The organism is Tunturibacter gelidoferens (genome assembly GCF_040358255.1).
GTDB lineage: Bacteria > Acidobacteriota > Terriglobia > Terriglobales > Acidobacteriaceae > Edaphobacter > Edaphobacter gelidiferens.
Window position 1 is genome coordinate 3,988,956 of record NZ_CP132938.1, and the last position, 20,419, is coordinate 4,009,374.

At 58.1% G+C, this 20,419-nt stretch carries 14 protein-coding genes; 11 read left to right on the plus strand and 3 right to left on the minus strand.

The window, feature by feature from the left end:
* Position 1 precedes the first annotated feature (1 nt).
* Positions 2–1,525 (minus strand): TolC family protein, encoded by a 1,524-nt coding sequence (locus RBB81_RS17415; RefSeq protein WP_179584137.1) that lies wholly within the window; start codon positions 1,523–1,525, stop codon positions 2–4.
* 315 nt (positions 1,526–1,840) lie between these two features.
* Between RBB81_RS17415 and RBB81_RS17420 the strand changes: the two genes are divergently transcribed.
* The 5 genes from RBB81_RS17420 to RBB81_RS17440 all read left to right on the plus strand — a co-directional run bounded on the left by RBB81_RS17420 (position 1,841) and on the right by RBB81_RS17440 (position 10,582).
* Positions 1,841–2,914, plus strand: coding sequence for a Gfo/Idh/MocA family oxidoreductase (locus tag RBB81_RS17420; protein WP_353071517.1), 1,074 nt, complete (start codon positions 1,841–1,843; stop codon positions 2,912–2,914).
* Between the two features lie 488 nt (positions 2,915–3,402).
* Positions 3,403–4,641, plus strand: coding sequence for a bifunctional glutamate N-acetyltransferase/amino-acid acetyltransferase ArgJ (argJ, locus tag RBB81_RS17425; RefSeq protein ID WP_353071518.1), 1,239 nt, complete (start codon positions 3,403–3,405; stop codon positions 4,639–4,641).
* Positions 4,642–4,866: 225 nt separating this feature from the next.
* On the plus strand, positions 4,867–7,542 hold the full coding sequence (gene aceE / locus RBB81_RS17430; protein WP_353071519.1) for a pyruvate dehydrogenase (acetyl-transferring), homodimeric type: 2,676 nt from the start codon (positions 4,867–4,869) through the stop codon (positions 7,540–7,542).
* An 84-nt stretch (positions 7,543–7,626) separates the two neighbouring features.
* The gene (locus RBB81_RS17435) at positions 7,627–8,502 is read left to right on the plus strand and encodes a thiamine pyrophosphate-dependent enzyme (protein ID WP_353071520.1); all 876 of its coding nucleotides are present in this window, start codon (positions 7,627–7,629) and stop codon (positions 8,500–8,502) included.
* A 112-nt stretch (positions 8,503–8,614) separates the two neighbouring features.
* Positions 8,615–10,582 (plus strand): capsule assembly Wzi family protein, encoded by a 1,968-nt coding sequence (locus tag RBB81_RS17440; protein ID WP_353071521.1) that lies wholly within the window; start codon positions 8,615–8,617, stop codon positions 10,580–10,582.
* A gap of 229 nt (positions 10,583–10,811) precedes the next feature.
* Here the strand turns inward: RBB81_RS17440 and RBB81_RS17445 are convergent, their stop codons facing one another.
* Positions 10,812–11,753 (minus strand): UDP-glucuronic acid decarboxylase family protein, encoded by a 942-nt coding sequence (locus tag RBB81_RS17445; protein ID WP_183787993.1) that lies wholly within the window; start codon positions 11,751–11,753, stop codon positions 10,812–10,814.
* A 257-nt stretch (positions 11,754–12,010) separates the two neighbouring features.
* Here RBB81_RS17445 and RBB81_RS17450 point away from each other — a divergent pair, with 257 nt between their 5' ends.
* The 6 genes from RBB81_RS17450 (at position 12,011) to RBB81_RS17475 (ending at position 19,805) form a co-directional block, all read left to right on the plus strand.
* Positions 12,011–14,269, plus strand: a complete 2,259-nt coding sequence (locus RBB81_RS17450; RefSeq protein WP_179584149.1) for a GumC family protein — start codon at positions 12,011–12,013, stop codon at positions 14,267–14,269.
* A complete protein-coding gene (locus RBB81_RS17455) occupies positions 14,266–15,366 on the plus strand; it encodes a polysaccharide biosynthesis/export family protein (RefSeq protein WP_353071522.1) in 1,101 nt (366 codons plus the stop codon). The genes RBB81_RS17450 and RBB81_RS17455 overlap by 4 nt, the downstream gene beginning before the upstream one ends.
* 44 nt (positions 15,367–15,410) lie before the next feature.
* Positions 15,411–16,664 (plus strand): glycosyltransferase family 4 protein, encoded by a 1,254-nt coding sequence (locus tag RBB81_RS17460; protein ID WP_353071523.1) that lies wholly within the window; start codon positions 15,411–15,413, stop codon positions 16,662–16,664.
* Positions 16,665–16,678: 14 nt separating this feature from the next.
* Positions 16,679–17,932: a glycosyltransferase family 4 protein gene (locus RBB81_RS17465; protein ID WP_183787990.1), complete on the plus strand. Its 1,254-nt coding sequence runs from the start codon at positions 16,679–16,681 to the stop codon at positions 17,930–17,932.
* Positions 17,933–18,005: 73 nt separating this feature from the next.
* On the plus strand, positions 18,006–19,181 hold the full coding sequence (locus RBB81_RS17470; protein WP_353071524.1) for a glycosyltransferase: 1,176 nt from the start codon (positions 18,006–18,008) through the stop codon (positions 19,179–19,181).
* A gap of 12 nt (positions 19,182–19,193) precedes the next feature.
* Complete coding sequence (locus RBB81_RS17475; protein ID WP_353071525.1) at positions 19,194–19,805, plus strand: putative colanic acid biosynthesis acetyltransferase; 612 nt, start codon at positions 19,194–19,196, stop codon at positions 19,803–19,805.
* Positions 19,806–19,885: 80 nt separating this feature from the next.
* Here the strand turns inward: RBB81_RS17475 and RBB81_RS17480 are convergent, their stop codons facing one another.
* Positions 19,886–20,269 (minus strand): response regulator, encoded by a 384-nt coding sequence (locus RBB81_RS17480; protein ID WP_179584158.1) that lies wholly within the window; start codon positions 20,267–20,269, stop codon positions 19,886–19,888.
* Positions 20,270–20,419 lie beyond the last annotated feature (150 nt).

Below are 20,419 nucleotides of genomic sequence, written 5' to 3' on the forward strand. Positions count from 1 at the left end.
TTTACTTTCCTCCGAGATAATCTTTGTAGTTGGACTGCGCGACGCCAAGAGCACGGGCCAGGGCAAGCTTGGCGACATTGTGCTGGTAGAGCGCGCTAATGTATTGATCGTTCGCCTGCTCTGTCTGCGACTGCGCCTGCGAGACGGGGAGATTGTCCGAAACTCCGGCATGAAAGCGCTGCTGCGCCTCGCTGAGGGCCTCGTTGGCGAGATCCACATTTGAGTGAGTGGATTCGACCAGCTTGGCCGCCGACTGAATATCGAGCAGGCTGTCGTGCACATCCTGGTTGACCTGCTGGACCTGGTCTGAGAGCTTCGCGCGAGCCTGTTCATACTGGGCGTCGGCAACCTGCTCCTGTCCCCTGGTTTTGGCGATCTGAAGGATTGGTGCGCTTACCTGGCCAGTCGCGCTAAAGGTTCCATGCGAGTGGCCCGGCGTGGTCCCGATATCGCCGTAGTCCCCCGAGAAGCTTGCGACGGGAATTTGATAGGCCCAGGCCGAGGTCTTTTCGTCGCTGGCAGACTTCACTTGTTCGGCATAAGCCTTCAGGTCTTTCCGCGTCTTGAGCGCCTGCTGAAACGCGGCCTGCGGATCGACGTTGTCGAGCACCTGAAAGGGAACGAGGTCGGTCAGCCGGAAGACCTGTTCAAGGGGCAGCCCGATAGTTCGCGCCAGGGCAAGCTTGTCCTTTTCAAGGTTATTCTTCGCCGAGATCAGCGTCTGCTCTTCGTTCTGGTAGTCCACCTGGGCGCGCAGCACGTCGAGCTTGGGACTGGTTCCGGCATCGTGTGCCGCGACGGCCTGGTCGAGCGAAACCTTTGACGTGGCTAACTCGGCCGTGACCGCCTCGATACGAGCGGCGTCCGCGATACACAGCAGATAGGCGTTGCCCACAGTCAGAGCTACCAGGTCGCGGGCGTCCTCTGCGGTAAGACGTGCGCCCTGGAAGTTATGCTTCGCTGCAAGGTAGTTCTTGAGAGCTGAGACGTTGACTAGATTCTGGGTCAGGTAGGCGCGGAAGTCGACCACCTGGAATGGCCCGATGATGGGCTGGAGACCAGGGAACTTAATGCCGAAGGCCGCGAGGTTAACCTGCTCCACCTCGATGCTTGCCGATGCCGTAACGGTGGGAAGGAGTGGCTGCAGCTCCTCGAGACGCTGACCTGCAGCGTTCTTTACCGAGGAGGTCTGCAGGATGAGCCCGAGGTTCTGCCGCAGACCGCGCTGGATGGCATCGTCAAGCGAGAGGTCCAAAACCCCTTCGGTAGCTTTACCGGTCACCACGCTGCCTTTGAAGGAGTCCTGCGTCGGCTGGGCGCCGTTCTGGCCGGATGCGGTGTAAAGATTTTGCTGGGCGTTCGCCACGGTGGAGCTGTTTGTGGCTGTGCTGGGCCCGCTGGCTGGGGTCTGCCTCGTCTGGCCGCCTGGCCCTTGCGCCTGCGACAGACTGCAGGCTAGAAATAAGCACAACCCGAGATAACGAACTGACGCCTGAGCAGCGCCCGCTGTTTTGCTTTTGCTCATACGGTTAATCGTAACCTGCATCTTGATTAGATTCACGGACTAGTTTATTGCAACACCGTCATAACGGTAGGAGCTTAATGGCTTTGTCACAAACTTACATGTATGTGTTACTGATGCAGTCGGTTGTGAAAAATCTTCAAAAGATGCTTTCGGTACACTCTGATCACCTTTGTTTCGGGATTTCAGCTTGCGCGAAGAAGTTTTTGTTGCTTTTTTGTCTAAGTTAGTCACAAAGACCGAGCTGTGATGGATGAGGCTTATAAACCGTATCGCCGGATCAAGCTGGCGTTCGGGTGAGATTGCGAGGAGTTAGGAATGGCTGCTGAGATTGGCGTTGCGGTGGTTGGGTTTGGATTGGCGGGGCAGGTGTTTCACGCTCCATTTGTGAGCGCTGTCCCTGGGCTGAAGCTGGAGGCGATCGTCCAGCGCAAGGGCGATGAGGCTGGAAAGGCTTATCCTTCGGCGCGGATTCTCAGGTCGGTTGAGGAGGCGTTGAACGATCCTGCGGTGCAGCTTGTCGTAGTGGGAACGCCGAATGAGACTCACTTCGACCTTGCGAAGCAGGCTCTGCTGGCGGGAAAGCATGTGGTCGTCGATAAGCCTTTTGCTGCGACCAGCAAGCAGACTTTAGAGCTAGAGGAGCTTGGATTGAAGCAGGGCTTGGTGCTCGCTCCGTTTCACAATCGGCGCTGGGATGGAGACTTCTTGACGGTGAAGAAGATTTTGAAAGACGAGGCCGTGGGGCGGCTGGTGACCTACGAATCTCACTTCGACCGGTTCCGGCCGGTGCCTCGCGAGAATACGTGGAAGGAGGGCGCCAGCGGCTGCAATGGACTGCTGTTCGACCTGGCGCCTCATCTTGTGGACCAGGTGCTCGCTCTCTTTGGCGTTCCGGACGGGATCACTGCGAGCGTCAGAATGGATCGGGACTCGACCGATATCGAAGATGCGTTCGATATCGCGCTCGAGTACCCCAAGATGCGGGCTCACTGCCGATCGAGCATGCTGGCCTGCGATGCTGCACCGAGGTTTCTGCTGCATGGGACCAAGGGAAGCTTCAAGAAGTTTGGCCTCGATCCGCAGGAGCCTGCGCTGCTTGGTGGAGCGAAGCTGCCTCGCATGGGCGAAGGGGAGTGGCTGGCCGACGCCGAGGAGCACTGGGGCACTCTGACGGTTGCGCCTAACCCCAACGACCCTGGCACCCTGACCCGCACCAAAATGAAAACGGAGCTGGGAGACTACCGCAACTACTATGCGAACGTTCGCGATGCGATCAACGGCACGGCTGAGCTGGCGGTAAAGCCCGAGGACGGCTATCGGACCATCAAGCTGCTCGAGATGGCCAGGCAGAGTTCTCTGGAGGGACGTACGCTGCCGATCTCCTTCTAAATAGGCCCTCTGGATATCTGTTTTGTAACTCGTTTTGTTTGTTTAATTTACGAATAGGTCTCCGCAAGCTATCCATTACCAAAGGGTTATAGGCAAATTCTTCTAAACAAACAGGTTAGAGGTTGGGTGCTCTTTTCCAAAGAAAAGCCCCGGTTTATGTGCTGAATTGGTGCGGGGTTTAGCGGTTTGGGGGCTTGACACGAATTTTTCGGGCGTTGTTCGAATGTCAGCGGACAATGAGGAGGAATTGCAGCGCAACGATAACAGCAGATTCCTCCGCTTCGCTGCGGAATGACAACAAAAGAAGAGGCAACGACAAAGGCAGACAAAAGAACAGGCAACGGCAAGAGCAGACGAAAGGGCAGCGGCAAAGGCATACAAAAAAGATGGGCAAAAAAGCAGGCTCGTCGACTGGGCTGCGTGTTTGTTCGGAGCAACTATGGTTGTTGTGACAGGTTCAGGTGCATGAAGATTGTAGAGTGGAGAGTATGCAGAGTGACGAGGGCGTGAAGTCGCAGGGACTGCCGCTGGGGTTTGTGTGGGGTGCGGTGAAGGCCGGAATCAAGGCGAGTGGTAATGCAGATGTTGCGATTGCGGTCGCGGCCAAGGGTGCGAACGGCGCTGCGATGTTTACGAAGAACCAGGTGGTGGCGGCGCCGGTGACGGTGGGGCGGCGGCATATGGCTTCGACCGGCGGGCGTGTGGGCGTGGTGCTGGTGAATGCGGGAAATGCGAACTGCGCGACGGGGCAGCCTGGGGTCGACGCCTGCGTGCAGACGTGTGTGGCAGCGGCGGAGAGGTTTCGTTGCATCTTCGACGAGGTCTTCCCTTCTTCGACCGGGATTATCGGCGTGCCGTTTCCTGCAGAGAAGGTGGTAGCTGCGTTGCCTGAGCTGGAGAGGGTGATGGGTGCAACGCCGGAGCACGCGGACTCTTTTGCCCGGGCGATTATGACGACCGACACGAAGATGAAGGTGGCGCGGGCTTCGGTCGATGTCGATGGAGTTGAGGTGCGGATCTTCGGTGTGGCGAAGGGCGCGGGGATGATTCATCCTCAGCTGGGAACGCCGGTAGGGCCGGCGCATGCGACGATGCTGGTTTATCTGTTTACCGATATTGTTGCGGAGAGCGAACAGCTGCGCGGGTTACTGGAGCCGGCGGTGGAGCGGAGCTTCAATTCGATCTCGATTGATGGCGACACTTCGACCAACGATACGGTGCTGCTGCTGGCTAGCGGAGCGAGTGGCGTGAAGCTCGATGCGCGCACGCAGGAGCCGTTTGCCAACGCGCTGAAGCTGGTGTGCGGGTCGCTGGCGTACCAGATTGTGGATGATGGCGAAGGCGTGGGGCATGTGGTGACGCTGCATATAACCGGCGCGCGGACAGAGGCAGAGGCCAAGCAGATTGCAAAGGCGATTGCACACTCACCACTATGTAAGACGGCGTGGTCGAGTGCGGATCCGAACTGGGGGCGTCTGCTGGCGGCGGCGGGATACAGTGGCGTGGTGTTCGATCCAGCGCTGGTGAATATCACGATCGGGGCGCAGCCGGTGTTTGAACTTGGGGTGCGGTCGGCTGCTTTCCAGGAGAGCGCTGCGCACGCGGAGATGCAGGCTCGGGACTACACGATCATGATGGATCTGGGGTTGGGCGAGGCGGAGTGCCGGTTTCTGACTTGCGACCTGACGGAAGAATATGTGCGGATTAATGCGGATTATTCGACTTAGAGATGCTGTCCTGCCGGACGGGCCACTGCGCGTGGGGCGGTCACTTCGTGACATGTATACCGCTTTGCGTGGCGCTCCCGCTGGTCGCGAACAGGATCTTGATTCCGACCAACGGGAGGACCGCGCGAAGCAGTAAAAAGGCGTGTGAACGCCTCCGGCAGGACCAAGGTTTTACGTTTTAGCGTAAGCCTTATATCGTTATAAGCGTGGGAGCAACGAAGACCTATGACAACGAAACTGGAAGAAGCCGCCAAGCAGGACTTTACCGCAGAGGTCTCCGAGTGGATTGAGGCGTTTGATGACGTCGTTGCCGCAGACTGGGAGCAGGGGTCGGAGTTGCTGGAGGCTCTGCGGAAGCGCGCGCATGAGGCCGGAGTGCCGACGCCGAGCGAGCTGACGACCCCCTATCGCAATACGATTCCAAAGCATGACGAGCTGCCATACCCGGGCGACAGAGCATTGGAGCGCCGAGTAGAGAGCCTGATTCGCTGGAACGCGATGGCGATGGTGCATGGTCAGAACAAAAAGGACGCCGGGATTGGTGGACATATCTCGACGTACTCGTCGCTAGCTACGTTGCTGGAGGTTGGGTTCAATCACTTCTTTCATGCGAAGTACTCCGTCGGTGGGCAGGAGCAGCCGGGAGACTTTGTTTACTTTCAGGGCCATGCTTCGCCGGGAGTGTATGCGCGGGCTTATCTTGAAGGGCGTTTGGATGACGAGAGGTTGAAGAACTTTAGGCATGAGCTGAGAGAGACGCCGGGGTTGAGCTCGTATCCGCACCCGTGGCTGATGCCGAACTTCTGGAACTTCCCTACGGTATCGATGGGGATCGGACCTTTGAATGCGATCTATCAGGCGCGGTTTATGCGGTATCTGGAGAACCGGAAGTTGATTGAGCAGACCGACCGCAGGGTGTGGGCGTTTGTGGGCGATGGCGAGACGGATGAGGTTGACAGCCTTGGTGCGATCTCGGTGGCCGCTCGCGAGAAGCTGGATAATTTGATCTTCGTCGTCAATTGCAATTTACAAAGGCTTGACGGCCCGGTGCGTGGGAACAAGCGGATCATCGATGAGTTGGAGGGCGTCTTCCGCGGAGCTGGGTGGAACGTCATCAAGGTGATCTGGGGTTCGGATTGGGATGCGTTGTTTGAGCGCGACCACACCGGATTGCTACTGCGGCGGATGGAAGAGTGCGTCGATGGCGAGTACCAGACCTTCAAGGCGAAGGGCGGGGCTTACCTGCGCGAGCACTTCTTCGGGAAGTATCCGGAGCTGCTTGAGTTGGTGAAGGATATGTCCGATGAGCAGCTTGGTTTATTGCATCGCGGTGGCCATGACCGGACGAAGATCTACAACGCTTATAAGCGCGCGGTGGAGCACAAGGGCGGCCCGACCGTGATTCTGGCGAAGACCGTGAAGGGGCATGGATTGGGCTCGGCGCAAAGCAGAAACGCGACACACTCGGAGAAGAAGCTGGCCGATGATGGGCTGGCGGCGTTTGTGAAGCGGTTTGAGATTCCGATTCCGGAGGAGGCGGCGAAGTCGGGTACGCCGTATCGGCCGGCGCAGGACTCTCCCGAGATTGTTTACATGCAGGAGCGCCGCAAGGAACTCGGTGGATATCTGCCGACGCGTGAGGTGCCGAAGATCAACTTCAAGGCTCCGGGGCTGGAGTACTTTGGCGAGTGGACGGCGGGCTCGAACAAGCGTGCCGTGTCGACGACGATGGGCTTCGTGAGCATACTGCGACACCTGATGAAGGACCCGGCGATTGGCAAGTTGATTGTGCCGATTGTGCCGGATGAGGGCAGAACGTTTGGGCTGGAGTCGGCGATTCGGCAGGTGGGAATCTATGCGCCGGAGGGGCAGAAGTACAGCCCGCATGATGCGGATATGCTGCTCTACTACCGAGAGGATAAGGATGGGCAGATTCTGGAGGAGGGGATTACGGAGGCGGGGTCGATGGCCTCGTTTACCGCGGCGGGCACGGCGTATGTGAACTACAAGGTGCCGGCAATTCCGTTCTACATGTACTACTCGATGTTTGGATTTCAGCGCATCGGGGATATGGTGTGGGCGTTTGCGGACTCGCGCGGCAAGGGCTTTTTGATGGGCGGTACGGCTGGGCGGACAACGATGCTTGGCGAAGGGTTGCAGCATCAGGATGGGCACAGCATCGTGCTCGCGAGCACGGTGCCGACCTGCGTGACGTATGATCCGGCGTTTGTGTATGAGCTGGCAGTGGTGATTCAGGATGGCATCAGGCGAATGTATGAGAAGGGGGAGGACTGCTTCTACTACATCACGATGTACAACGAGGATTACGCGATGCCCGCGATGCCGGAGGGTTCGGCTGCGGGTATTCTGCGCGGGATCTACAAGCTGAAGCCGGCTGCCGGTGAGGCGACGGTGCAGTTGTTTGGCAGCGGGCCGATTCTGAATGAGGTGCTGCGAGCGCAGGAGATTCTTGCTTCGAAGTACAACGTGCATGCCGATGTCTGGAGCGTGACCAGCTATACGGAGTTGCGGCGGGATGCGCTGGCGGTGGAGCGATGGAATCGGCTGCATCCGGCGGAGAAGGAGAAGGTGCCGTATGTGCTGCAGGCACTGGGGAGCTCGGCTGGGCCGATTATTGCTACGAGCGACTACATGAAGTCGGTGCCGGATCTGTTGTCGCCGTGGCTGCCTTCTCGGCTGGTGACGCTGGGGACTGATGGGTTCGGGCGAAGCGATAACCGCGAGCATCTGCGGCGACACTTTGAAGTGAGTGCTGAGGCGATCGTTGGAGCTACGCTGTCGAAGCTCGCTCGCGATGGCAAGTTCAAACCGAAGGCGGCGCAGAAGGCGTTGGCTGAGCTGGGGCTGGATGTCGAAGCGGTTGATCCGGCGCGTGCCTAGCAGCTTTTGAAGCGCTTTGATTGCGATGAGGGTTCCTTGTGGGAACCCTCTCGTTTTGTAACTTGAAGTGTTACGGAGGGTTTGTTGAGCGACGCGGGGCTGTACGAGAATCCATTGGTGCCGAATAAGAAGTTGCTGCAGATGTATAGCGTGATGGCCGACGCGAGAGCTCTGGACGAGCATATTGCTGGAATGCAGAAGGGTGTGAAGGCGCGGCGACGGCTGGAGTCTACTAAGGGGCAGGAGGCTTGCCGGGTGAGCACCGCTCTCGAGCTCCTACCGGGCGATCTGGTGAGCGACTCGCAGGCTGGCGTGGTGATGGATCTGATCGCGGGGGCGCAGTCGAAGGCGCAGATCGACTCGCTGTTAGGGCGGGTGGTGGAGTTTCACGCAGGAAAGATCGACGGAGCGAGGCTGGCCAGGGAAGGTGCGCTGGCGCGAGTGTTGCCGTGGGTGGAAGATGCGAGCAGCCGGCTACGAATGGCGATGGGGGCGGCGCTATCGTTCAAGACGCTGAAACGGGGGAGCGTGGTTGTCGCTTATGTTGGCCGTTCGGAGCTGGACAAGAAGGAGCGGCAAGAGATCATCGAGTCCGTTGCAAAGCTGGATCTGCCGATGATCCTTGTCGTCTTGCCCAGTAGAGGAGACAAGAAAGATGGGGTGAATCAACTGAGCGCGAAGGTCCGCGGGTGGGGGATGCCGGGAATCCCGGTGGACGCGAACGATGCGGTGGCTTTGTACCGGGTAACGCAGGAGTCCCTGGGAAGGATCCGGGGCGGCGGAGGCCCGGTTCTAATTGAATGCAAAGGATATCGGGTGGATGGCGTGGGTGGAGACTCCAGGCAGGATCCTCTGGTGCAGATGAAAAGTTTTCTGCTGGGGCGAAAGGTTTGCACCAAGGCCTGGCTGGAAAGGGCTGGGGAGCGTCTTCGCAAGCGTATTTCATCCACTGAACAATGAGTTGACAATGAGCTGAGCAATGAGCTTCCAGTCATCAGTTGGTAACTCCGGGCCGGACGCTGGGGGCGGTTACACTGGTAGTGGCGTTTCAAAGCCCCGGATTGAGGTGTGAGTGCGGACCAAAGCTTTTCTTTGTTTTGCGGCGCTGAGTCTATGTGCCGCATCGACAGCGATCGCGCAGACGCCAACGACCACTGCCGCTCCACCACCTGCCTCTGACTCTTCTCCGACGCCAGCTCCAAACGGGACGCCGCCCGGCAATTCACCTTATTCGGTGCAGCAACAGTCGCCAACACCAACGCCGGCTCCCCCTGCGCAGACGCCCTCTACTACTCCTCCTCCGCAAACCCCCTCGATAGGCCCTCCTACGCCTACGGCCCAGCCGGTGGTTCCGCCGGAGCAGACGAGTCCGAAGAAACCGTTTATCGGTTATGCCGGCTACGCTCCCGACGAGGTGAAGCCGCCGCCGGACCGCCTGGGATCGACTTACATTCCGATTGATAGCTGGGTGTATCCGGCGTTGACGCGGCTTTACTCCATGGGTTTCGTCAACACAATGTTTCTCGGCATGAGGCCTTATACGCGACGAAGTGTTTTTCACATGCTTCAGGATTCGCGGGGCGACATTGCCAACAGCGACAACGTAGAGGCTCAGTCGATTCTCTCGAAGCTGTTGTATGAGTTAAGCGCAGAGGATCCTGATGGCGGCCTGATCGAACGTGGCGTGGTCTATGGGCTGGACTCGTCGTACACGCGTCTGCTGGGGATCAGCGGACCGATTCTGCGCGACAGCTATCACCTTGGCCAGACGATCAACAACGACTTCGGACGACCCTACCAGAGCGGTTTCAACAGCATCGTCGGAGCTTCTGGACTCGGAGAGTGGGGGCCGTTTTCGATGTATATCCGCGGCGAGTATCAGCACGCCCCGTCGGCCGAGGGCTACTCGCTGGCTCTCGCCCAGCAACTGTCTGCCATTGACCTCATCTATCCGTATCCGGGACCTCAGGACACGATCCCGCTGGGTCCGATCCCGGATCAGAATCCGTTTCGGTTGATCGAGGCGTATGCGTCGGTGCATCTGTTCGGCCATGAGATCTCCGGGGGCAAGAGCGACGCGTGGCTCGGGCCGGCGGCGGGCAGCTCGATGGCATGGTCCAACAACGCGGAGAACATCTACTCGTTCCGCATCAACAGGGTTGAGCCGCTGTACATTCCCTTTGTGTCAAAGATCATGGGCCCCCTTCGCTACGACTTTTTCTATGGGGACCTGAAAGGACATAATGTTCCGCGAGACCCGTGGGTGCATGCGGAGATGTTCTCCTTCCGGCCGACCGAGAACTTCGAGTTTGGGTTTGAGCGAACGATCATCTTCGGAGGAAAGGGCCACGCGCCGGTCACGCTGCATACCTTTCTCCGCGGCTTCTTCTCCACCCACGATACCGTCGGGAATGAAAAACAAGGTCGAGACGATCCTGGGGCTAGGTTCAGCGACTTCAATGCCTCCTACCGGCTTCCCTTCCTGCGCAAGTATGTGACGTTCGTCGTGGATACAATCTCGCATGACGATGTGACTCCTATCAGCGCTCCTCGCCGGGCGTCTTTCAGGACAGGGCTGTATCTCTCGCAGATTCCGGGAGTCAGAAAGTTGGACTTGAGAGTGGAGGCCGTATCCACCGACCCTGATGTCGGGCCGGCTCACGATGGACAGTTTGCGTACTGGGAGACCATCCAGAAGCAGGGGTACACGAATAAGGGCTTCATCATGGGGGACTGGATCGGGCGCGAGGCGAAGGGTGGCCAGGCGTGGCTGACCTATCACATCTCGGGCAACGAGTGGGTTCAGCTGGAGTATCTGAATAAGAAGACGCCTTCGAACTTCATTCCCGGCGGGACCACGCAAAACCAGTTCAAGGCGAGCGTTGTGAAGCGACTGGGAAAGGACGTCGAGCTGAACGCATGGGTACAGTATGAGGGCTGGAAGGCGCCGATCTATAAGACTGGGCTTCAGCAAAATACTTCAACTGCAGTGCAGCTGACCTGGTATCCGAGGTTACGCACGTATCCATCACTTCCCTAGTGTTCTGAATCTAAAGACGACTGCGTGAAGAGCGTGGGTGAGAAGGGATGAGCGGTTTGGGCGGGATGGAGTTCGTCGGGATCCTTCCCTTCGACAAGCTCAGGGTCAGGATGACAGCAAAGGCCTAAATACGGGGCTTCGCCAGCCTAGTTCGGGCTTCGTCATTCGACTTCGCTTGGAGCAGTCCGCTATTGCTGACACTAGCCGGCTATCGCTAGTCACTACTTGGCTATCGTGAAGAGACGCAAGCTCTGAAGTATTCGAGAGAGCGTTCAAGGCCTTGGCGGAGACTGATCTTGGGCTCCCAGTTGAGGAGAGTTCTGGCGCGGGTGATGTCAGGGCGTCGGCGCGTGGGATCGTCCTGTGGCAGGTCCTGAAAGAGGATCTCGGACTTCGAACCGGTGACGGCGAGGATCTCGCGAGCGCATTCGAGGATGGTCCACTCGACCGGATTGCCGATGTTGACGGGGAGATGCTCGTCGGAGCGCGAGAGGAGAAGTATCCCTTCGATGAGATCGGCGACGTAGCAGAAGCTGCGCGTCTGGGAGCCGTCGCCGTAGATGGTGAGAGGTTCGCCGCGCAGGGCCTGGACTATGAGGTTCGAGATCACGCGGCCGTCGTTGGCCTGAAGACGGGGGCCGTAAGTATTGAAGATGCGGACCAGGTGCGTATCGACGCCGTAGTAGCGGTGGTAGGCCATGACGGCAGCCTCAGAGAAGCGTTTGGCCTCGTCATAGACGGAACGTGGACCGATGGGATTAACCTTGCCCCAGTAGGTCTCGACCTGGGGGTGGACCTCGGGGTCGCCGTAGCATTCGGAGGTGGAGGCGTGGAGATACCCGGCGCCGTATTTGCGGGCGAGGTCGAGGGTATTGATGGTGCCCGCAGAGCCGACCAGCAGGGTTTCTACGCCGAGGCGGGAGTAGTCGATTGGGCTGGCGGGAGAGGCGAAGTTGAAGATGTAGTCGACTTTGCCAGTGTCGAAGGGCTTGCAGATATCGAGTTCGACGAGGCTGAAGCGGCTATCGCGAGAGAGATGGCTGAGGTTGGCCAGGTTGCCCGTGCTCAGGTTGTCGACGCCGACGACGTTGTCTCCTTCTGACAGAAGAGCGTCACAGAGATGAGACCCGAGAAAGCCGGCGGCTCCTGTGACGAGAGTGCTTCGAGACATCAATGAATACCTTTCATCTTATTGAACATATGCTGGCCTGAGATTTGCAGGTGAGAGGGCAGAGAGAAGATGCCTTAGCGACAACAATTCTGCTGGATCGGCCATCGGTTTGATGGCGTTACGGCTCATGGTCGAGGATATCCGAATTTGGACCAATACAGGTCATCTGCGGGACCAGGTAACACTTTTGGACCATAAGAAGGCTGCAGCTCATCTAATACTCCTTCCGTCAGGGCCGCTCGGGTAGACTAGAGGGAATGGGTTCTAAAAATACGCAGCCGCCGCATGTGAGTGTTCCGGAGACGAACCAGGCAGGGTTCAGTACAACGGTTACAGATACTACGCTCTCAGAAGCTCTGATTGTGCTGCGGAAACGCAAGCTGGTCCTGATCATTGCGGTTTTGTTGGGCCTGGCATACGGAATCTTTAAGGCGGAGTCCCAGCCCAAACTCTATGAATCGTACGGACGAATTCAGGTACGGTCGGGTTCGTCGAACGAATACCGAGTCAGCACGGTGCAAGAGTACAGCGGTGATTCCAGCTCGAAGCTGCTGAGCGAGATCGAGATTATAAAGAGTGATTCGCTGATGTTGACCGTGTGTCGCGAGATGGATCTGGCCAACAACGCAGACTTTCTGGAACAAAAGACACGCCCCGAGCCGCGGGCGAGTCTGGAGGACGGAGAAACCAGGCAGGACACGGTCCATCGTATTCAGAGCAATCTGCACGTCACCGTCGTACCGAAGACAGATATTATCCGCATCAGCTACAGCAGTTTTAGCGCGAAGCTGTCAGCCGATATTGTCAACAAGGTCATCTCAGATTACGTTCAGCGAAGCTATCAGACCCGTTACGAATCCTCGCAGCGCGCCTCTGTCTGGCTCTCTGGAACTCTCGAGGGCCTCAAGCAGGAGGTAGAGGCGTCGCAGGAACAGATGATGGACATGCAGCGTCGTCTGGGGATCCTTGGATTTGACCCGACCCACAATCAGATCAGCACGTCCCTCGATGACCTTGCCCGAGCGGCAGGTACTGCGAAGCTGGCTCGCATCATCGCTGAAGCGCGCTACCGCGTTGTCAGCGGAATGGATCCGAACACGCTTGAAGGCACCATCGAGTTGACTCCAGGAACGGCGCCAGCAGAGCTCAACCTGCTGCGAGGACAGCTGGCCGGAGCAAAAGCGAACTATGCCACAATGGAGTCTTCGCTCGGACCGAATCACCCTCAATCGAAGGCCCTGAAGGCTCAGATCGACGAGTACGTCAAAGAGATTGATGAGGAACAGAACCGCCTGATTGTGCAGGCAAAACAGAATTACGTGGTCGCGAAGGCGAATGAAGACCAGACGACCGCAGCGCTCGAGGCTCAGAAGACCGATGCTTACAAGTTGCGGGACCAGCTGGTGGAGTACACCCTGCGCCAACGGGAGTACGAAGCCAATCGAACGCTCTACGACAGCCTGCAACAGCGTCTGCGAACTGCGAGCGTGCAGTCGGGGCTGGAGTCTCTCGAGGTCGACGTTGTGGATCAGGCGTTGCCCCCTGCGGAGCCTGTGCTACGGCCTCAATCGACGGTGATCATAACGGCTTTGGTCTTTGCCATGCTGGCGGGCATCGTGGTCGCCTTCCTGATGGAGAGCCTGGATACCGGGTTGCGGAGCATCGCGGAGATCGAAAGCATTACGGAGCTGCCATCGCTGGCTATCATTCCGCGAGCGCGCAGATCATCGGTCGATCAGGCCGCAACGCTCAGCACCGCGCAACGCAACGTAGGAATCCTGACGCAGCCGAAGTCGCAGTTTGCAGAAGCGTTCCGCTCTCTGCGAACGTCGCTGCTGCTCTCTAGCACCGGGCATCCACCGAAGTACATTGTGCTGACAAGCGCAACGCCCTCAGAAGGAAAGACGACGGCCGCGAGCAATCTCGCTGCGATCCTGGCACAACGGGACACTCGGGTTCTACTGATCGATGGAGATCTTCGACGACCTAATGTTCATCACCGGTTCGGGTTGAACGGAAAGATCGGTCTGACTACGGTACTGACCGGAGCAACCAAGCTCGAGGAGACGGTACAGCGAGTGCCTGAGATTCCAAATCTCGACATCCTGCCCAGTGGACCGGTTCCGCCATTCCCGACCGAGATGTTGAGTTCGGCGGCGATGGAGACCATCCTCAAGCGCTGTGGAGAGCTCTACGACTACATCGTGATCGATTCGCCGCCGATCCTTTCGGTGACCGACGGCGTGATTCTGGCGCGCCAGGCGGACGCCGTCGTGCTGGTAGTGCGTCATGGTAAATCGAGCAAGCATGTGGTGCGTCGGGCCAGAGATCTGCTGCTGCGTTCGGGGGCGACCATTACTGGAATTGTGCTGAATGCGGTCGACATGAATTCACCGGAGTACTACGGGTACTACGGCTATTCGGGTTACTCCTACTCAAGTGTGGACTCCGACAGCTGGGAGTCGCAGACGGCTTCGACAAGGGATCACACCAACGCCGGGGAGACGAAGCGATGAGACAGAAACGGGAAGATCTCCGGACTGAGGCCGAGAAGCAGGTGTATCAGGTCGACTGGCGCAGAGCCTGGCTTGCTTCCGCTATTTTTCTTCTGATGGCTCTCGGCGGCAGCCTCGCGGAGGCACAATTCAGCGGCCCAGCGCTTGGAATCACATCAGAGGTGAATCCCCCCATCACGATCACAACCGATCCTGCAATCTTGTTTCCGGGGCCCCGAGATGTCTATTTGGGAGTTGGGGACGTGTTCTCGATCAGGATCTACGGGAACGCGGACTACACTCCGTTGGTACGCGTTGGTCTCGATGGCACCGTTCAACTGCCCCTCATCGGGAGTGTGTTGGTGGACAACCTTACCGTTCATCAGACCCAGGACCTGATCGCGCAGAAGCTGAAAGAAGCCGGCATGTTTCGCGATCCTCAGGTGGCGATTCAGATCACAGACTCCCCAAATCAAATCGTCACTGTCATCGGAGAGTTGCACGGGATTGTGCCGGTTATTGGCGAACGACGATTGTTCGATGTGCTGGCAGCGGTGGGCAGCGGTGCAGGCGGCGGAGGCGCCGCGGGCAATGGCGGTGGGGCAACGACGGTTGTCGTCGGTGGCGGCGGCCTGCCCGCGACGGCAAGCCATATCATCACGATCAATCGTTATGGAGTAGCGGAGCCGATCGTCATCGACCTCGGCACCGATCCCGCGAAGAGTGCGCTCATCAATATACCGATCTATCCGCGCGACACGATTATCATTCCACGGGTTGGAGTGGTCTATCTGCTGGGGGCCTTCAAGACTCAGGGCGCAATCCCGCTCCAGCAGAACTCTCCCATCACCTTGATGAAGGTAGCTGCGTTGGCAGGGGGGCCAGGCTATGAAGGCAGATTCAATGACCTTCGGATTATTCGGACCACCGGTACTACCCGGCAGATGGTCAAAGTCGACATCTCGAAGGTGATCAACGGGAAGGTTCCCGATCCTGTGCTCCAGGCCGAAGACATCGTGTTGCTGCCTACCAATCCGATGAAGGCGGCGATCAAGAACGGCGGCATCGCAACGCTGTTGGGTATTGCTTCGATTCTAATTCTCGCTATTCAACAGTAGTCCTAGTTGCATCGGGCCAGATTTCGCATGAGAACCAAAAAGATATGGCCTTACCCTCGTCGGACGTTGACATAGGCTTGAAGAAGAAGGTAAGGCTGGCCTACCTGGTGAGTCATCCTATCCAGTATCAGGCTCCGTTGTTGCGCCGGATCGCGCAGGAACCGGACATCGACCTGACCGTCTTCTTCGGCTCGGACTTTTCGCTCCGCAGCTACCAGGATGAAGGCTTTGGCGTCGATGTGAAGTGGGACGTGCCGCTGCTCGATGGATACCGTCATAAATTTCTGCCGGTGATTCGTGACGATGGCACGCAGACGGTGACAACCCCGCTGAACTACGGCATCTTCAGCGAGCTTCGCGGCCGCGAGGGAGAGCCCGGCTACGATCTCTTGTGGACCCATGGCTACAACATGGTGAATGCATTACACGGAATGGTGGCCGCGAAGGCGCTGGGAATCCCCGTGCTGGTACGCGCCGACATGTGGTTGCGAGACCGTCCGCGGAGTGGGCCGAAGCTTCTTCTGAAGACGCTGTTCTTTAAGTTCCTAAAACACATGGTGGATGGAGTCCTGCCGGTCGGCACACTGAACGCTGAGTATTGGCGCCACTACCTGGGCGATGATGTCCCGTTTTTTCTGATGCCTTACGCAGTGGACAACGATTACTTCCAACGACGAAGTCTGGAAGCGGCTGCCACACGCCACCAGTTGCGAAGAGAGCTTGGCCTCGAGGCAGGAAGACCAGTCATCCTGTTTGCTTCAAAGCTGCAGGAGCGCAAACACTGCTCCGATCTGATGGACGCGTATATGAGCTTGATCAACGACGAGACGGGCCGGCCGCAGCCCTATTTGTTGATCGTCGGAGACGGTGAGGAACGAGCCGCGCTCGAAGAGAAGGCCAACTCGAGCGGGTTGACGGGGGTTCGATTCTGCGGGTTTCGCAATCAGTCGGAGTTGCCGAGGTTCTTCGATCTTGCAAACATATTTGTCTTACCCGCTCGCCACGAGCCCTGGGGGTTGGTAGTAAACGAGGTGATGAACGCAGGGCGTGCCGTGATTCTGTCCGACGATATCGGGTGCCAGCCCGATCTGGTGACCGATGGCGTAGAGGGGTATGTGTTTCCCGTGCGGGATGTGAAGGCGCTTGCCGAAGCGCTGCGACGCGTGTTGGCGACGCCCGAGGGAGCGGCACAGATGGGTCAGCGCGCGCTCGACAGAATCAACGCATGGAGCTTTGAAGAGGATATTCAGGCGCTGCGCCAGGCAATCGCGCAACTGACACGAAAGATCATCGCGTAACGCAGGCCTACTCCATGAGATCTCCTGAGCAAAGCCGAGAGGACAACGCGAAGAAGAAGGTGAAGGTCGCCTACCTGGTGAGCCATCCGATCCAGTACCAAGCCCCTTTGCTGCGGCGAATCGCGCAGGAGCCCGACATTGAATTGACCGTCTTCTTTGGATCGAACTTCTCCGTGCAGGAGTACGTCGACAAGGGATTTGGCGTGGACGTGAAGTGGGATGTGCCCCTGCTCGACGGCTACCGTTATGAATTTCTCCCGGCGATATGGGATAAGAGAAGAACCGGGCCCACGAGCCAGTTGAACTACGGCATCTTCAGCCGGCTTCGAGGAAGCAGAGAGAGAGACGGCTTCGACGTACTTTGGGTGCATGGCTACTCGACGCTGAACACGTTGCAGGGAATGCTGATCGCAAAGGCGCTGGGGATTCCGGTGCTGCTTCGTGCGGAGTCACGTTTGGGACGGAAGCAGAACGGTGCTTTAAAGCAGGTGGCGAAGCGCCTTTTCTTTAGCGGATTGAAGCAGCTTGTCGACGGAGTGTTGCCGATTGGGAGTCTGAATGCAGCCTACTGGCGTCATGTTATGGGCGAGGACCTCCCGCAGTTCATGATGCCGTATGCAGTGGATAACGAATACTTTCAGAGCCGCAGCCGCGAGGCCGGTCTTCGAGGAGGGGATCTCCAGCGAGAGCTTGGTCTTGATGCGTCCCGGCCGGTCATTCTATTTGCTTCGAAGCTGCAGAGACGGAAGCGGTGCGAAGACTTGATCAGGGCTTATCTCAGTCTTTGTTCCAAGGTTGGGAGCGAGCCGACTCCCTACCTCCTGATCGTGGGCGACGGCGAGGAGCGGGCGGCGCTGGAGAGGCTCGTCTCGCAGAGTAGAGTCAGCGGAGTTCGGTTTTGTGGCTTTCGCAATCAATCGGAGCTGCCAGGTTTTTTTTATCTTGCGTCGGTCTTTGTCTTGCCCTCGCAGGATGAGCCATGGGGATTGATCGTGAACGAGGTCATGAACTCGGGGCGTGCCGTGATCCTCGCGGATGACGTAGGCTGCCAACCTGATCTGCTGACCGATGGCGTCGAAGGGTGTGTGTTTCCCGTGGGCGATGTAAACGCGCTGACGGAGGCACTGCGAAGAGTCCTCGAGCGGCCAGAGACAGCGGCAACCATGGGAGGACATGGGCTGAAGAGAATCTCTGGGTGGAGTTACGAGGAGGACATTGCCGGGCTTCGACGAGCAATCGCGGCCGTAACAAGGAGGTTGTCGACGTGATTACAACTTAAGTGCGCGCGGCTTGTGAGGACAGCCTCTGCTGCTATGCTTAATAGTTGATAGTCGAAGAATTATGCGGATTTTGCACATCATTGGGACCCTGAACCCTGAGGCTGGCGGCCCTACAGAGTCGGTACGCGTACTACTGAGTTACGGGCCCATCGGCTACACCGGAGAGGTGGTCACGCTCGACGATCCCTCGGCGCCGTACCTTGACGATGTCGGATTTCCGGTCCACGCGCTTGGTCCTACCAACACGACCTATGGGTTCAACTCCAAGCTGCTGCCCTGGTTGAGAGATAACCGTCATCGCTTCGATGGCGTGGTGGTGAATGGGCTTTGGCAGTACTGCGGTTACGCTGCCTGGCGAACGCTGGCAGGCAATACCCCCTATGTCGTGTTTACTCACGGCATGCTGGACCCATACTTCAAGCACGCCTTCCCGTTGAAGCACATCAAGAAGTGGCTGTACTGGATTCCGGCCGAGTACTGGATCCTGCGCGGAGCCTATCGCGTGCTCTTTACTTCGAAGGCGGAGAAGCGGCTCGCGGAGCAGAGCTTCTGGCTACATCGCTGGAATGCCTATGTCGTGCCGTATGGAGCGAGCGGCCCGAACGGCGATCCCGAGGTGCAGAAACGGGCATTTTTTGCGAAGTGCCCCGAGGCAAAGGGTAAGAGATATCTCGTCTTCCTCGGGCGCATCCATCGCAAGAAGGGCTGCGACATGTTGATCGACGCCTTCGCAAAGGTTGCGGCTGACGATCCAGATCTTTATCTGGTGATGGCGGGGCCTGACCAGCAGCAGTGGAGCGCGAAGCTGAAGGCAACAGCAGCGAACCTGCGGATTAAGGATCGCGTTTTCTGGCCGGGAATGGTTACCGGCGATGCGAAGTGGGGGGCGTTTTACGGCTCCGAGGCCTTCATCCTGCCATCGCACCAGGAGAACTTCGGCATTGCTGTAGCCGAAGCGCTGGCTTGCGGAAAAGCAGTTTTGCTGGCCGATAAGGTAAACATCGCCGAGGAGATCGCGGAAGACGGCGCGGGGCTGATGGAGTTGGATACGCCGGATGGGACGCTGAAACTGTTGAAGGGGTGGATCGGCATGACGGTTGCGGAGCGGCAGCGTATGTGCGAGTTGGCGTACCAGTGTTTCCATCGCCGTTACGACATGCGCGAGAACGCGAAGGCGATCATCCGGCTATTTGGCACAGCTACGGTTCTTACCCCTACCGCAGTCGAGTCGGAGTAGCCAGGAGCGCCAATGCCTAAGCAGATTCATTACAACGCGGCAGATCATATCCCGACGGGGACGGCCGTGGATCCCTACCTGCGTCCTGCTTTTTCGTTGCAAGACCGGCTGCGGCGACTGAATTGGAACTTATGCTGGGCCATTCTCTATAGAACGTCACCAAGACCGTTACATTCCTGGAGAGCATTTCTGCTTCGACTCTTCGGGGCGAAGATGGGGCCGAACTGTCACTTTTATCCACGCTCCAGAATATGGGCCCCGTGGAATTTAATCTGCGCCGACCAGGTTACGGCCGGCGATGGCGTTGAGATCTATAACCCGGCACCGGTGACGCTGGGGTCGCACGCTATTTTGTCCCAGGAAGCGTACGTATGCGGGGCGACCCACGACTACGACGATCCCGCCTTCCCCCTGATCGCTTATGCGATGAATATCGAGGCCTATGCGTGGGTTTGCGCCCGGGCCTCCGTCGCGCCCGGAGTCAATATAGGCGAGGGCGCTGTGCTTGGGTTGGGGTCCGTTGCCACGCGCAGCCTCGACCCATGGACCGTGTACGCCGGGGTACCCGCAGTCAAAGTGAAGGAGCGCCGCCAGTTCCCCGCCCCCTCTTCCAACCGGACGTGAGGTAGTCCTGCTGTTTAGAGCAGAGAAAAGCAGGACCGAAGTCCCGCTATTTTCGTCGTTCATCCCGGGCCGACCTGAGCCTATCCGCGCAGTTTTGCGAGAAGATCGGTCGGATGAACGGGTTTGGCGAGGATTTCGAACTCGTGACCTTGCGCGCGAGACTTCTCGAGCAGGTCCGCAGTAGCAGCCTGACCTGAAAACAGAAGGATCTTGCACTTCGGTAGCTTGCTGCGGGTGATGATTGCCGCTTCGATCCCAGTCATGCCAGTCATGATGACGTCGCTGATGAGCATGTCGGGCTGGAAGCTCTCGAGCAGCTCGACGGCCTTCTCGCCGCTGAAGACGGCACGTGCCTCAAAGCCTGCCTGATTGAGGATTATTGCCAGAGTATTCGCAATCACCTGCTCGTCGTCAGCGACCAGCACCTTGGGCTTGGGTGTTGCGGTAGAGGTTAAATCTGCCATGCTAAGTTTCCCCAAAAGTAGAAGGTTCAAAGTTCAGTTTTAAATGTGACGTACGCAGGCGGCGGATTTATATTTCGCCCACCCGGTAATGATACGCTGAGCGCAGAGGTGGTTGACGAACAAACCACCACAAATTCAAGCGCCGCTTCC